This window comes from Sagittula marina, assembly GCF_014196795.1.
Lineage (GTDB): Bacteria > Pseudomonadota > Alphaproteobacteria > Rhodobacterales > Rhodobacteraceae > Sagittula > Sagittula marina.
On sequence record NZ_JACIEJ010000005.1, the window covers coordinates 112707 to 126915 of the forward strand.

Below are 14209 nucleotides of genomic sequence, written 5' to 3' on the forward strand. Positions count from 1 at the left end.
TGCGGCGCGCCGTCGATCGGACATATGCCGATCCTGTGAAAACCAGAAACAGGTCAAAGCGCGCACTGCCCATGACCGCCCCCTGCGGGCGGTGCATCGGTTGGTCATGTGCGAGTGCCTTGTCGAAATACGTGGATCGGTTGGAGACTGATTTTGAACAAGGTGGTGGAGCGGCACGGCGGCAGGCTGGATCTGATCCCACAGCCAGAGGGAGCCCGTTTTCGGGATGCCCCGCGACGTTCTACGGTCCTCGCATCCGCAAAAAATGCCACCACTACCCCGCGTTTTTGCGCCGGTCAGTGCCTGGCAACATGGGACGACGCCAACGCGCGCTAAGACTACAGCCTGTACAAGATGGGCCGCAACGGGACGATCAGGTACAACGCCTGATCCACAGTGCGTTGGAACGAGGGCGTGTCCTTGCCTACACAATCCGGCCATGGTTGTTTTGGCTGCTCGGAGGATGGTTTCTGGGAACATGGGGCGTTCTATGATCGCGTGACAGACCAGACCCAAATCGCCGCCGAGAAGAGTGTCGACCAGATCGGTCTGGCCGCCGCAGTGATGGCCGAACGACGGGCCTTTCCCGACAGTGTGACCCTGCGCGAAGGCTAGGGGCCAGTGCTCATTGGAAAGGCGATTAACGGGACCTAGGGCCGGGTTACGAGGTGCCTTCTGTTTGGGTCAGCGGCATCTTCGATCGTCTCGTGGGCGAACAGGTGTCTCGGATAGGCGGATCAGGTATTTTTCGCGCTCTTTGAAGTACTTGGCGGCGCGGTCGGCGGACTTGTCCGCCAGTTCCCCGACCGTTCATTGGACCACGCGACCGCCCACCGATATGCCACAGGCCTTTTCATCCTGTCGCTGGGGGAGCACGGGTGTGTCCGCGCATTCTGGTGCAGTTAGAACAATTGCGGGTCGGCGCGTACGGCGTCCATTCGTTGCAACGCTCCTCCAACCTGTTTTGCCAGGAGGTTTAGCAACGGTGTAAGGGAATGGTCCGTGGCAGATTAACAGTTGCGGGCTTTCGATGCCGCCTTCGGTCATGGCATTGCAGATCGGGCGGGTCCGGCTGTCATCCTCCGCCAATGTGATCTGTCCACTGAAACGGTCCCTCAAGGTGCCAATTCTCTGCCGAAAGCGGGCCAAGCGTCTCCGTACCGGCAAACGCGGTGTGGACCGCAAGGTTTGCCATTTTCGGGTCGCCGACCACTGCGCAGGGGGCCCGTTCGCGCGGCTCAAGAAGAGGCGATCAGTTGCATTGGTATCGCCTCAGCAGCATTTCGGAAAAGCGTTCAGGGCAAGCTGAGACATCTCCTCTGAGGTGAGCGGCGGTTGAGCAGGGCGGCATAGCCAGTCAAGCAGTCGTTTCATCGGTTTCCTCCAGGGTATGGGGGTCTGAGTTGCGCCATTGAACGATCTCCGCCAGCACCGACAGGGCTATGTCATGTGGGTCGATGCCGCCAAGATCGAGCCCGGCGGGTGACTTCAACCGCCCGGCCAGAGGGGGCGTGTCGAGTTTTGCGACCAAGGCGGCCGCCTTCCGCGCCGAGGCGATCATTGATACGCGACGCACGGGGCTGGACAGGGCGGACTTCAGCGCATCAAGGTCGCCCGCGCCTTGGGTCGCGATCACCACGAAATCCTGTGGGCGCATCTGCGTCAGCTCGCGATCCACGGCCTGCGTTTCGCTCAGCTCGAGGGCCGGATCGCAGGCCACGCGCAGACCGGCCAGCGCTGCGTGCTGTGCAATGGCCCGCGCGATGGGGGTTGTCCCGAAAAGCGCCAGCATCGGTGGCAGTTCGTACGGTTCGATCAGCAGGTCCACTGTCCCGCCAGAGGGGCAGCCAGAGCGAAAGACCTGCGCGCCGTCCTCGTCGGTCAATGCCACAACCTTGGCCGAGGGTTTGACCCGGATTACGGTGGTGGCCCCGGTCGCGATGGCCTCAAAGGCGGCCTCGCGCACCGCGCGTGTGACGCAACCGCCGCCCAGATGGCCCATGATTTCGCCGTCATTGGTGATTGCGGCCTTCGCCCCTGCCTTGGCAGAGGTCACATCGGCGGTGCGTACCACGGTGGCGACACAAAATGGCGCGCCGGTCTGGCGCAGAGCGGCGATGGTGTCGAAGATGTCGAGCTTGCTCATGTCAAAACCTCTCATAACCTCGCGAATTCAGGTTCCAGCCGGGCCAGGGCATCCAGCGTATTGGCCGGCAGGTGCGCGTCCAGATGGGGCAGCGCGGCCTGCATCGCAGCGTTGACAGGCGCGTAGTCGCGCCAACCCATCAGCGGATTCAGCCAGACGATGCGCCGCGTTTTGCGTCGCAGACGGGCGAGGCTTTGGGACAAGGCCTCTGGCGCGCCGGTGCAGTATCCATCCGACAGGATCAGCACGATGCTGCGTCCGGTCAGCGCATAGCCATGGCGGTCTGTCAGTGCGTTGATGGCGGCGCCAATATCGGTCCCCCCGCCAAAGCCCTCGGCCATGAGCGAAAGCCGGGTCGCCGCGCGCAGGCTGTCGTGATCCTGCAGGGCCTGTGTCACCCGCATCAACCGGGTGTGAAACAAAAACGCCTCTGCGCCGGTCTGGGCGTCCAGCAGCCCCTTGAGGAAGGCCAGGAACACCCGTGCATAGACGGTCATGCTGCCGGAAACATCACACAGCGCCACGATGCGCATCGGGCGCGGCGGCTGGGTGCGATGGTGTAAATCAAACGCGTCGCCCTTGGAAATCGCAGCGCGCAGGGTGCGCCGCATATCAAGCTCGCGTCCCCGTCTGGCCTGCCTGCGCCGCCGGGAACGCCGGTCCCGAATGGCGCGCGCGATTTTGCGGGCAGCAGCTTGGGCCTCTCGCAGCGATGCCTCATCCATCAGATTGCGCAGATCCCGTTGCGACAGCGCCTCCGTCCGGGTCGCAATCAGGTTGCCCTCGACGCCTTCGGCCTCGCCATCCTCCGTGCTGGGGGTCATGTCGGCCTCTGTGTCGTCGCCGCCGGACGACGCAAAGTGCGGTTGCCACAGCGTCGGGCGCGAAGACCTGCTGTGCACACTGGCCTGTGTGGTGCCCTCACGCGTCTTGCCAAGGTTGAACCAAAAGGCATCAAACAGCGCGTCGAAGCCGCGCCAACGGTCCGCATCCGGCACCAGCAACACCTTCAATGCGCGGCGCACTTCCTCGGGGGACAGTGCATCCACATGGGTCAGCGCCTCCAGTGCTGCCGCGCCCTCAGTGGGGCCAAGCGGCATCCCGTTCATCCGCAGATGCGCGATGAAATCAGCCATGCGCTCCGACGGCGTGGCGCGCGCGGGAAAGCGGGTGGTCTGCATCACGCCACCTTGCCCACGATGCGCGCCATGACTTCGGACGGGCAGGCGTCACGGTCCGTCGCGGTCTTCAACAGGCAGACCAAAGTCGCCTGCAAGGATTTCGGGTCGCCAGACAAATCATTCACACCAAGCCCGGACAGGGCCGCCGCCCAATCCAGCATCTCCGCGATGCCTGGTGTCTTTTCCAACTCTTCGCGGCGCAAAGCCTGCACCACGGCCACGACCTGCTGCGCCAGTCGATGCTCCAGATCAGGGGCGCGGGCGGTCAGGATCGCCAGCTCCGTTTCCCGATCAGGGAAATCCAGATAGGCGTACAAACAGCGCCGCCGCAGCGCGTCCGACAGGTCCCGCGTGCCGTTCGCCGTCAGGATCACCACCGGCTTCGTCACCGCCGTGATCGTTCCCATCTCCGGGATCGTCACCTGGAAGTCCGACAAAACCTCCAGCAAATAGGCCTCGAACTCCATATCCGCGCGGTCGATCTCATCGATCAACAACACCGGCGCTTCCTCTTGCGTAATCGCCTCCAGCAAGGGGCGCTTCAGCAAGTACTTGTCGGAAAATAGCGTGTCCTCTTGCGCCTCCTCTGCGCGGATCGCCAACAACTGTCGCTGATAATTCCACTCGTAAATCGCGTGCGAGGCATCAAGTCCCTCGTAACATTGTAACCGGATCAGCCGCGCGGCCAGCACCCTGGACAGGGCCCGCGCGACCTCCGTCTTGCCCACACCGGCAGGCCCCTCAACCAGCAGCGGTCGCCCCAGCATCATCGCCAGGTGCAACGCCATCACCAGCGTCTCGTCTGCCACGTACCCCACGCCCGCCAGCGCGTGCTTCAGCTTCGCCTGATCCATAGCCTGCTTCTTTGCTTCAAAATACTCTGGAGGGGGCCGGGGGAGGCAAAGCCGCCCCCGGTCGATCACCTCGGCACGATGGCCGAGGCGATGCCCATCATCCGTGCAGCCCCAACTCATCTGCAATGCGCCACACCCGCCAGTGGTCGTGTGGCATATGCGACTGTACCAGACCAAACGCGCGAAAAGCATCGTGCACCGCATTGGAAAACGCCGGAACCGAGCCGACGTTCGGGCTTTCGCCCACACCCTTCGCCCCGATGGGATGGTGCGGCGATGGCGTCACGGTAAAGTCCGTCTGATAGGTCGGCGTCTCCATCGCTGTGGGCACAAAAAAGTCCATCAGCGTCGCGGTCTTGTGGTTGCCCATTTCGTCGTAGGCAATTTCCTGACCCATGGCGATGGCGTAGCCTTCGGTCGCGCCGCCATGCACCTGGCCTTCGATGATCATCGGGTTGACCCGCGTGCCGCAGTCATCCAGCGCATAGAACTTGCGGATTTCGTGCTCGCCCGTGTCCACGTCCAGCTCCATGACGCAGATATACGCGCCAAACGGGTAGGTCATGTTTGGCGGATCGTAATAGCTGACCGCCTCCAACCCCGGCTCGACCCCGGGGATCGCCTGATTGTACGCGGCAAAGGCGATCTCCTTCATGGTCTTGAACCGTTCCGGATTGCCCTTCACCGCAAACCGATCCACGTCGAATTCCACGTCATCGTCGTGCACTTCGAGCAGATAGGCCGCGATCATCTGGGCCTTTGCCTTGATCTTGCGCGAGGCCATGGCCGTGGCCGCCCCCGCAACCGGCATCGAGCGCGAGCCATAGGTCCCCAGACCATATGGGGCGGTATCGGTGTCGCCTTCCTCCAGTGTGATATCATCGGCCGGGATACCGATCTCCGAGGCGATGATCTGGGCAAAGGCCGTGGCGTGCCCCTGACCTTGGGAAATGGTGCCAAGCCGCGCAATCGCAGACCCCGTGGGATGAATACGGATTTCGCAACTGTCGAACATCCCAAGCCCGAGGATATCACAGTTTTTCACTGGCCCCGCGCCGACGATCTCGGTGAAAAACGACAGCCCGACCCCCATCAGCTTGCGCGTCTTGCCGGCTTTGAAATCCTCGATCCGCTGTGCTTGTTCAGCCCGCAGCGCCTTGTAATCCACAGCCTCCAGCGCCTTGTCCCAGGCGGTGTGATAGTCGCCGCTGTCGTATTCCCAACCCAGCGCAGACTGATAGGGGAACTGCTCCTTCTTGATGAAGTTGATGCGCCGCAGCTCGGCGCTATCCATGTCCAGCTTGATTGCCAGCACTTCGATCATGCGCTCGATGAAATAGGCAGCCTCCGTCACCCGGAACGAACAGCGATAGGCCACGCCGCCCGGTGCCTTGTTGGTATAGACCCCATCCACCGACAGGTAGGCCGTGGGAATGTCATAAGACCCGGTGCAGATGTTGAAGAACCCGGCCGGGAATTTGGTCGGGTCCGCACAGGCGTCAAAGCCGCCGTGGTCGCCGATCACATGGCAGTGCAGACCGGTGATCTTGCCTTCCTTGGTGGCGGCGATCTTGCCTTTCATCCAGTAATCGCGGGCAAAGGCGGTGGACATCAGGTTGTCCATCTTGTCCTCCACCCACTTCACCGGCTTGCCCGTGACGATGGAGGCGACAACCGAACAGACATAGCCGGAATAGGCCCCGACCTTGTTGCCGAAACCGCCGCCAATGTCCGGGGACACCACGCGGATCTTGTGCTCCGGAATTGACGAGATCAGCGAGACAATCGTGCGGATCGCGTGCGGCGCCTGAAACGTCCCGTACAGCGTCAGCTTGCCGGTCACCTTGTCCATCGACGCCACACAGCCGCAGGTTTCCAGCGGATTGGGGTGCGTGCGGTGGTAATAGACCATCTCCTCGGCCACCACGTCAGCGGTGCTCATCACCTGTTCGGTGGCCGCCTCGTCGCCTTGTTCCCAAGTGAAAATATGGTTGTGATGCTTGCGCGGACCATGTGCGCCTTCGGTCTGGCCTTCGAGGTCTTCGCGCAGCACCGGCGCGTCCGGCTCCAGCGCCTTGAACGGATCGGTGACCACGGGCAGATCTTCGTAATCGACCTCCACCGCTTCGACCCCGTCAGAGGCCGCATAGCGATCATTGGCCACCACAAAGGCCACTTCCTGCCCCTGGAACAGCACCTTGCCATCGGCCAGGACCATCTGCTTGTCGCCTGCCAGCGTGGGCATCCAGTGCAGGCCAAGCGGCGCCAGATCCTCGGCGGTCAGAACGGCGACCACGCCCGGAATGGCCAGCGCGGCCTCCTTGTTGATGCTTGTGACACGGGCGTGCGCATACGGCGAGCGCACGAAATCGCCGAACAGCATGCCATCCATCTTGATGTCGTCGACGTAGTTGCCCTTGCCTTGGGTAAAGCGCACATCCTCGACGCGTTTGCGCGCGCAGCCCATGCCCTTGAGGTTCTCGCGGCGTTCCTCGGTGCTTGTGACCTCGTCCTTCATTCCGCGGCCTCCTTCTGCGCGTTAAGCTGGTCAGCAGCGGCCAGCACAGCCTTCACGATGTTCTGGTAGCCGGTGCAGCGGCACAGGTTGCCCGCGATGCCAAAGCGCACATCTTCCTCGGTCGGGCTGGGGTGCTCCTGAAGCAGGCGGTGAACGCGGGTGATCATACCCGGCGTGCAGTATCCGCACTGAAGACCGTGATGCTCTCGAAACATTTCCTGGATCACCGACAGCGTGCCATCGGGATTGGTCAGCCCTTCGATCGTGGTGACGTCCGCCCCGTTGGCCTGCGCCACAAAGACGGTGCAGGATTTGACCGACTTGCCATCCATATCCACGGTGCAGGCCCCGCAGTGCGAGGTCTCGCAGCCGATATGGGGGCCGGTGATGCGCAGGTTTTCGCGCAGAAAGTGGATCAGCAGCGTGCGCGGTTCCGCCAGCCCTTCGACCTCTTCCCCGTTCAGGGTGAACTTGACGTGCATCTTGCTCATGCTCTTATCCTTTCGCTCGGGTGAGGGCGCGCTCCATGGCGCGACGGATGACAACGCCGGCAACGTGGCGTTTGAAGGCGATGGGGCCACGCATGTCTTCTTGTGGGTCGATGGCCGCGAGGGCCGCAGCCACGGCACCATCCACATCCCCGGCGGCCAGCGCCGTACCGGCTTGCTCGGACCAGATCGGCGTATCGGCAAGGTTGGTCATCGCCACAGAGGCACCATCGCCGCTGACGATCACACCGCAGGCGGCCGTGGCGTAATCCCCGACCTTGCGCTTTTGCTTTTCATAGGCAAAGCCATGACCGGCAGCGGGCAGGGGGATCGTGACCTTGGTCAGGATCTCCTCCTCCTCGCGGGCGGTGAAATAGGCGCTTTCGTAGTACGCCCGCGCCTTGATCTCGCGCGGACCATCCGCACCTTCGACGGTAAAGCGCGCGTCGAGGCACTGCATCAAGCCGGGCATGTCGTTGCCGGGATCGCCGTTGGCGACGTTGCCGCCCAGCGTGCCCATGTAGCGCACCTGCGGATCGGCAATGAGCAACGCGGCCTCGCGAATAATCGGCAAGGCCGTCGCCAGCGCGTCACTGGTGATCAGCTCGTGCTGGGTGGTCATGGCGCCGATGACAACGCTGTCCGATGTGACTTCGATGCCCCGGAGCGACGCGATGTCCTGAAGGTCGACCAGATGCCCGATCTCTGTCATGCGCAGCTTCATCATCGGGATCAGGCTGTGACCACCGGCGACGACCCTGGCCTCGTCCCCATGCGTGTTGAGAATGGAAAGCGCCGACGCAAGGTCGGCCGGCCGATGGTATTCGAACGCGGCTGGTATCACGATCTGTCCCTCCCTGTGGTCATCATGATCTGTGCCGGAATGCTATCCGGTCGCCGATGGGGACAAACGGTTTGGCCATGAAACACAGGGGGTCTTGCACGAAATGCGAATGGGCTGCACGAACGGCGTACCTTCTGATCTGGTGCGGCGGCTTTGTCCGGTTCGTTTTGGGTGCGCAGATGCGGCATCTCGTGCCGCAGTGCAGCAGCGCAGAGGGCGGAATCCTGGGACTGGAGGCGCGCCTCAGATGCCGAGCGCGTTGCGCACCTCAGAAAGGCGCGACCGGCTGACCGGGACCTTTTGCAGGGACGCGGTGGAGGCGAGCAGGCAGACCCCGGTGTCTTTCTTGCGCTCGAACCCGGTGACGAAACTGGGATTTATCAGGTAGCTGCGGTGGCTGCGGATAAAGTGCGACGGAGCCAGACGGCTCTCCGCCTCGGAGATCGACCAGGGGCAGAACAGTTTCTCTGACCCTGCATACAACAAGGTATAATGCCCCTCCGCCCGCACCGCCGCGATGGACTTGCGGTCAAGGAATTGCGTCCGCCCTTCCTTCTCGAACGGCACGGGTGGCAGCGAAGGCTCTTCAATCTCGTGACCCGGATCGGCTGGCGCGCGTGGCTCCGGGACGGCAGGTGTGCTGACGGCCTCCGCGACCGGCTCCAGAAAACTCACCCCGGTCAGCAGGAACGCGCCGGAGATGACAAAGGCGGTGACAGTGACGCCCATGGCCATCACCTCGTTGGAGATTTCAGGCCCCACCGCAAAGGCGTCATTTGGAACAAACCCGGTGCCCGCCATCGCAATGTAATGCACCGCGCCGACAGAGACCGCGAAACACACCGTGCCCAGCAGCGTGTTGCCCCGCGTCCGCGCGCCATAGGCCACCCAAATCGCCAGGTTCGACAGCAACAGCGCGCTCAACACCGACACCGCCACCCCGGTGAGGTCAAAAACCGGCGCGCACAGCTCCATCCCCAGCATCCCGACGTAATGCATGGCCGCAATGCCAAGGCCCATGATGCTGCCCGCAGTCGTCAGGGTCACAGCGGTCCGGTTGCGGAAATGCAGGATCAGCAGGGCGAGACCCATCATCAGGATCGCAATGAGCGCCGAGACCAGCGTCATCAGACCGTCATAGTAAAACCGGATCGGCAGTTCGAGGCCAAGCATGGCAACGAAGTGCATTGACCAGATCCCGCCGCCCAGAACGATGGCCGCGATCACCAGGGTCATCTTGCGCTGCAAACTTGGAAGGCGCGACGCCCCCCGCGTCAAAGACAGGCCGCTGAACCCGGCCATCAAAGCGATGGCCAGAGACGCCATAACAAGCCAGGCGTTATGCGATATCTCCAACAGCGTCTGGTCCATCCCTTTTATACCAAGGGGTAGGGCAACACTGCCTGTCGCGCAACGATCATGGTTGCATCCAGGGTCATAATGCACTCATGGGTTGTTATGCGGCATTGCGGCAGACGCCATGCGCGAGAACCGGTCCCGCTTGGCACTGGCTGGAGTGGGTCGAAAGCTTCAGGATCTCGGTGGCTGGCGTCAAGGCACGGCCTGCAAATTGTCAGAAGGCCGCGCCAAACGCCCGGTGCACCGGTGATGGGAAGTGGCAGCTTGCGTAGGGCGCATCGAGCGATCAGACCGCCTATGCCCCTGCAAGATCGTTTCGGCTTAGGGAAACAATCAGTACGGCTCTCGATCACGTCGACATGATGGTCGACAGACGACATCGGCAAGCACCCGATCCAAACCCAGACAGGATCGAGTGCTTACACTTTCAAGGTCAGTGCTTCAGGCGCGCACGAGCGCCTCATAGGTCTCTGCGATGTCGCGGGTGATCTTGCCCACTTTAAAGACATAATCGCCAATTTGACCGACGGGCGTGACCTCTGCTGCGGTGCCGGTCAGCCAGCATTGCTCAAAGCCTTCCAGCTCCTCGGGCATGATGTGACGCTCATGCACGGTCAGGCCCTTTTCCTTCAGCAGCTCGATGACTGTCTGACGGGTCAGACCGTTCAGGAAACAATCGGGCAGCGGCGTGTGGACTTCGCCATCCTTGACGAAAAAGATGTTCGCGCCGGTCGCTTCGGCCACGTAGCCGCGATAGTCCATGAACAACGCGTCAGAGCAGCCCTTGGCTTCTGCCGCGTGCTTCGATGTGGTGCAGATCATGTACAGGCCGGCGGCCTTGGCATGAACGGGGATCGTTTCGGGCGAGGGGCGCTTCCACTTGGAGATATCCAGCTTCGCGCCGACCGTTTTCGCATCGCCGTAGTAGTTGCCCCAGGACCATGCAGCGATGGCCAGACGCACCGGGTTGCGCGCCGACGCGACGCCCATGTCAGGACCCGCGCCGCGCCATGCCACCGCACGCACGTAGGCGTCGGTCAGGCCGTTGGCCTTCAGCACCTCGGCCTTGGCCGCTTCGATCTGGTCCACGGTGTAGGGAATTTCGAAATCCAGGCAGCTTGCGGAATAGTGCAGCCGCTCCGAATGCTTGCGCGACAAGAAGATCTTGCCATTATAGGCACGTTCGCCTTCGAAAACAGAGGAGGCATAATGCAAGCCATGGGTCAGGACATGGACCTGCGCGTTGCGCCAGTCTACCATCTGGCCGTCGAGCCAGATCTTACCGTCGCGGTCATCGTATGAGGCCTCTGCCATCACGTATCTCCTCAGCTTGCGTCACGAGCGATTGTCGAAAGTTGCGCAAAAAGGGTCGTGTCTGGACACATAGTTGCGCCTAAGCTGGCGATCGCTACCAATTCGCGCTTGGAATGTCAACAAGGCTGACTTAAAATGCCTGAAAAGACGGAGGCAGTTATGGCCGAAGGGCGAGCAGGGCAGGGCGAGAGTCTTCTGTACCTGACGGACGAGCAATTGCGCCAGGGTGCGGAGGCGATGTTTTTCGCCTACCGCGGCTTTACCGCCGATCCGGACAGAATCCTCGCCGGGCTGAGCTACGGGCGGGCGCATCACCGCGCCCTGCACTTTATCCATGGCGCGCCGGGAACAACGGTCAACAACCTGCTGGCCATTCTGGGCGTGACCAAACAATCGCTGAACCGGGTGCTGCGGTCCCTCATCGAGGATGGGCTGGTGGAAAGCCGCGTGGGGCGCACGGACAAACGGGAACGTCATTTGTACCTGACGGCCGAGGGCGAAGACCTTGAGCGTGAGCTGACAGACGCGCAACGCCTGCGCATGCGGGCGGCCTTTCGCGACGCCGGGCCAGAGGCCGTGGCCGGGTTCCGGCGCGTTCTCGAAGCGATGATGGACCCGGAGATGCGTCATCAGTATCAAAGGCTCAGGGAGGGCCGGGGATGAGTGACGGTGATGCACATCTGTTGATCGTCGATGACGATGAGCGCATTCGAGGGCTTTTGCAGAAATTCCTGATGCGAAATGGGTTTCTGGTCAGCGCGGCGCGCGACGCGGCCCATGCGCGGCGGCTTCTGGCCGGTCTGGATTTCGATATGCTGGTTCTGGATGTGATGATGCCGGGCGAGGATGGCGTCAGCCTGACGCGCGGGGTCCGGGAAACCTCTACGGTGCCGATACTGCTGCTGACCGCCCGGTCTGAAACGGAGGACCGCATCAAGGGGCTGGAGGCCGGGGCGGACGATTACCTCGCCAAGCCCTTTGAGCCAAAGGAATTGCTGTTGCGGATCAACGCCATTTTGCGGCGGATGCCCGACGTCAACCCGCAGGAAACCGCGCCCAAGCTGTTGACGCTCGGCGATATCCGGTACGACATTGAACGCGGCGAGATGTGGCAGGGGGAGGAGCTGGTGCGCCTCACCGCGACAGAGGCGCAGTTGATGCGGATTTTCTCGGCCAAGCCGGGAGAGGCGCTGAGTCGCTCGACCCTCGTCGAAGAGCTGGGGCGTGACAAAGGCCAGGCGCAGGAGCGCGCGGTCGATGTGCAGATCACCCGCCTTCGGCGCAAGTTGGAGACCGACCCGAAACAGCCGCGCTACCTGCAAACGGTACGCGGATCGGGATACATGCTGGCACCTGACTGACGTGTCAGGAGTTCACGTTTTGCCAAGAACGAAAAATGAAGGGGAGGCGCGCATATGGCGACGGCATTGATCACCCACGCGGACGGTTTGGACCACGTCACGCCGAGCGGCCACCCGGAACGGGTGGCGCGGTTGGAACATGTGCTGCATGCGTTGCAGCCGCTGGAGTTGCAGCGTGTGACGGCAAGGGAGGCCAGCGAAGAAGAGCTGCTGCGCTGCCATCCGCAGACCTACATCGATCGGGTGCGCAACGCCGTGCCGGAACGTGGGCAGCACCAGCTCGATTCGGACACATGGCTGTCGCCGGGGTCCTTTCGGGCGGCATCGCGCGCGGCGGGCGGTGCCTGCCAGGCGGTGGACATGGTGCTGGGCGGCGAGGTGGCCAACGTCTTTTGCGCCACACGACCGCCGGGTCACCATGCGGAGCGTGAGACCCCAATGGGCTTTTGCCTGTTCGGCACGGCGGCCATCGCGGCCAAACACGCCTTGGAGCATCACGGGTTGTCGCGGGTGGCCGTCGTTGATTTCGACGTGCATCACGGCAACGGCACGCAGGATCTGCTCTGGGATGAGGCCCGCGCGCTGTTCATCACCTCGCAGCAGATGCCGCTTTGGCCCGGCAGTGGTGCGCCTGAGCAGCGCGGCGCGCATGACAACGTGATGAACCTGCCTTTGCCACCGGAAACCGGCGGGGCAGAGATGAAGGCACGGTACGAGGCGGAGGCCTTTCCCCGGCTACGCGCCTTTGATCCCGAATTGCTGATCATTTCCGCCGGGTTCGACGCGCATCAGGACGATCCGCTCGCCAACCTCAACTGGACGGTGGAAGACTTCCGCTGGATCACCGAACAGCTTTGCCAGATCGCGCAGGCCTCCGCCGCAGGCGGGCGCGTGGTCTCGACTTTGGAGGGCGGGTATGATCTTGCGGGCCTGAGCGCGTCGGCGAAGGCGCATGTGGAAGTGTTGATGGAGGCGGGCGCATGAGCGAAGCGCAAACACCGGTCGAAGAGATGTCATTCGAGCAGGCCATGGCCGAGCTGGAGCGCGTCGTTGGCGCGTTGGAGCGCGGCGACGTGGCGCTCGAAGACTCCATCACGCTTTATGAACGCGGTGCCAAGCTGAAGGCGCACTGCGACCGCAAGCTGAAGGACGCCGAGGAAAAGGTCGCCGCCATCACACTGGACGGCGAGGGCAATCCCGTGGGGGCGAAGCCGGTCGAAGGGCTCTGACGCCCATGCAGCAGGACACGGCAGACAGCGCAGCCGATACAAAGCCCCTGAGCTTTGAGGTCGCGCGCAACCGGGCGGCAGAGCTGGCCATCGGGCAGGTGATCTACGCGCTTCAGGGCTTGCCCGGGCCTGTGCCGGAGGCGATGCGCTATGCCATCGACGGCGGCAAGGCGCTGCGCGGATTCCTTGTGATCGAAAGCGCCCGTCTTTTTGGCATCGACCGGTCGCTGTCCGCGCCGGCGGCAGGGGCCATCGAGGCGCTGCATGCCTACAGCCTGGTACATGACGACCTTCCTTGCATGGATGATGACGACATGCGCCGTGGCAAACCTACGGTGCACCGCGCGTGGGACGAAACCACAGCCGTTCTGGCGGGCGACGCGCTGCAAGCGCTGGCATTTGAGTTATGCGCGCAGGCCGGGTGCCCCCCTGACCGGCGCCTGGAGCTGGTTCTGAGCCTCAGCACGGCCTCTGGAATGCGCGGCATGGTCGGCGGGCAGGCGATGGACATCGCCGCCGAAAGCACCCAGACGCCCTTGGGGCTCGATGAAATCACCGCTTTGCAATCCGGCAAGACCGGCGCGCTGATTCGCTGGTCCTGTACGGCGGGTGCGATCATGGCCGGCCAGCCGACTGACCCGTTGCGCCGCTATGGCGACTGCCTCGGGCTTGCCTTCCAGATCTGGGACGATGTGCTCGACGTCGAGGGCGACGCCGATACGGTGGGCAAGGCCGTGGGCAAGGACGAGGGGCGCGGCAAGGCGACCTTTGTCAGCCTCATGGGGCTGGAGGGCGCAAAGCAGCGCGCTGCAGAGCTTGTGCACGAAGCCTGCACATCCCTGGACACTTATGGGGCACAGGCCGACTGCTTGCGCGAAGCCGCCCGCTTCGTTATTTCACGCCGGAATTGACGCC

General features: G+C 62.9%; 14 protein-coding genes. 6 read left to right on the forward strand and 8 right to left on the reverse strand.

From position 1 onward, the window contains the following. Positions 1–420: 420 nt before the first annotated feature. A complete protein-coding gene (locus tag GGQ68_RS24295; RefSeq protein ID WP_246429333.1) occupies positions 421–615 on the forward strand; it encodes a hypothetical protein in 195 nt (64 codons plus the stop codon). 742 nt (positions 616–1357) lie between these two features. Here GGQ68_RS24295 and GGQ68_RS11010 read toward each other — a convergent pair. From GGQ68_RS11010 to GGQ68_RS11045, 8 genes are all read right to left on the reverse strand, one after another. After that, positions 1358–2146, reverse strand: coding sequence for an XdhC family protein (locus GGQ68_RS11010; protein WP_183965938.1), 789 nt, complete (start codon positions 2144–2146; stop codon positions 1358–1360). Between the two features lie 11 nt (positions 2147–2157). After that, on the reverse strand, positions 2158–3327 hold the full coding sequence (locus GGQ68_RS11015) for a vWA domain-containing protein (RefSeq protein WP_183965940.1): 1170 nt from the start codon (positions 3325–3327) through the stop codon (positions 2158–2160). After that, on the reverse strand, positions 3327–4181 hold the full coding sequence (locus GGQ68_RS11020; RefSeq protein ID WP_183965942.1) for an AAA family ATPase: 855 nt from the start codon (positions 4179–4181) through the stop codon (positions 3327–3329). Before GGQ68_RS11020 ends, GGQ68_RS11015 begins: the two co-directional genes overlap by 1 nt. Positions 4182–4278: 97 nt before the next feature. Next, positions 4279–6699 carry an aerobic carbon-monoxide dehydrogenase large subunit gene (locus GGQ68_RS11025; protein ID WP_183965944.1) on the reverse strand — a complete coding sequence of 807 codons (2421 nt, stop codon included), beginning with the start codon at positions 6697–6699 and terminating at the stop codon, positions 4279–4281. Continuing rightward, positions 6696–7190 carry a (2Fe-2S)-binding protein gene (locus GGQ68_RS11030; protein WP_183965946.1) on the reverse strand — a complete coding sequence of 165 codons (495 nt, stop codon included), beginning with the start codon at positions 7188–7190 and terminating at the stop codon, positions 6696–6698. The genes GGQ68_RS11025 and GGQ68_RS11030 overlap by 4 nt, the downstream gene beginning before the upstream one ends. A gap of 4 nt (positions 7191–7194) precedes the next feature. Next, on the reverse strand, positions 7195–8031 hold the full coding sequence (locus GGQ68_RS11035; RefSeq protein ID WP_183965948.1) for an FAD binding domain-containing protein: 837 nt from the start codon (positions 8029–8031) through the stop codon (positions 7195–7197). 243 nt (positions 8032–8274) lie between these two features. Next, positions 8275–9402, reverse strand: a complete 1128-nt coding sequence (locus GGQ68_RS11040; protein WP_246429334.1) for an MHYT domain-containing protein — start codon at positions 9400–9402, stop codon at positions 8275–8277. A 429-nt stretch (positions 9403–9831) separates the two neighbouring features. After that, a complete protein-coding gene (locus tag GGQ68_RS11045; protein WP_183965950.1) occupies positions 9832–10704 on the reverse strand; it encodes a branched-chain amino acid aminotransferase in 873 nt (290 codons plus the stop codon). A gap of 159 nt (positions 10705–10863) precedes the next feature. Here GGQ68_RS11045 and GGQ68_RS11050 point away from each other — a divergent pair, with 159 nt between their 5' ends. The 5 genes from GGQ68_RS11050 to GGQ68_RS11070 are packed head-to-tail and all read left to right on the forward strand — an operon-like array spanning position 10864 to position 14205. Beyond that, positions 10864–11367, forward strand: a complete 504-nt coding sequence (locus GGQ68_RS11050; RefSeq protein WP_183965952.1) for a MarR family winged helix-turn-helix transcriptional regulator — start codon at positions 10864–10866, stop codon at positions 11365–11367. Continuing rightward, positions 11364–12065 (forward strand): response regulator, encoded by a 702-nt coding sequence (locus GGQ68_RS11055; protein ID WP_183965954.1) that lies wholly within the window; start codon positions 11364–11366, stop codon positions 12063–12065. The genes GGQ68_RS11050 and GGQ68_RS11055 overlap by 4 nt, the downstream gene beginning before the upstream one ends. A 54-nt stretch (positions 12066–12119) precedes the next feature. Next, on the forward strand, positions 12120–13049 hold the full coding sequence (locus GGQ68_RS11060) for a histone deacetylase family protein (protein WP_183965956.1): 930 nt from the start codon (positions 12120–12122) through the stop codon (positions 13047–13049). Next, positions 13046–13294, forward strand: coding sequence for an exodeoxyribonuclease VII small subunit (locus GGQ68_RS11065; RefSeq protein WP_183965958.1), 249 nt, complete (start codon positions 13046–13048; stop codon positions 13292–13294). Before GGQ68_RS11060 ends, GGQ68_RS11065 begins: the two co-directional genes overlap by 4 nt. Positions 13295–13299: 5 nt before the next feature. Continuing rightward, complete coding sequence (locus tag GGQ68_RS11070; RefSeq protein ID WP_183965960.1) at positions 13300–14205, forward strand: polyprenyl synthetase family protein; 906 nt, start codon at positions 13300–13302, stop codon at positions 14203–14205. Positions 14206–14209: the final 4 nt, after the last annotated feature.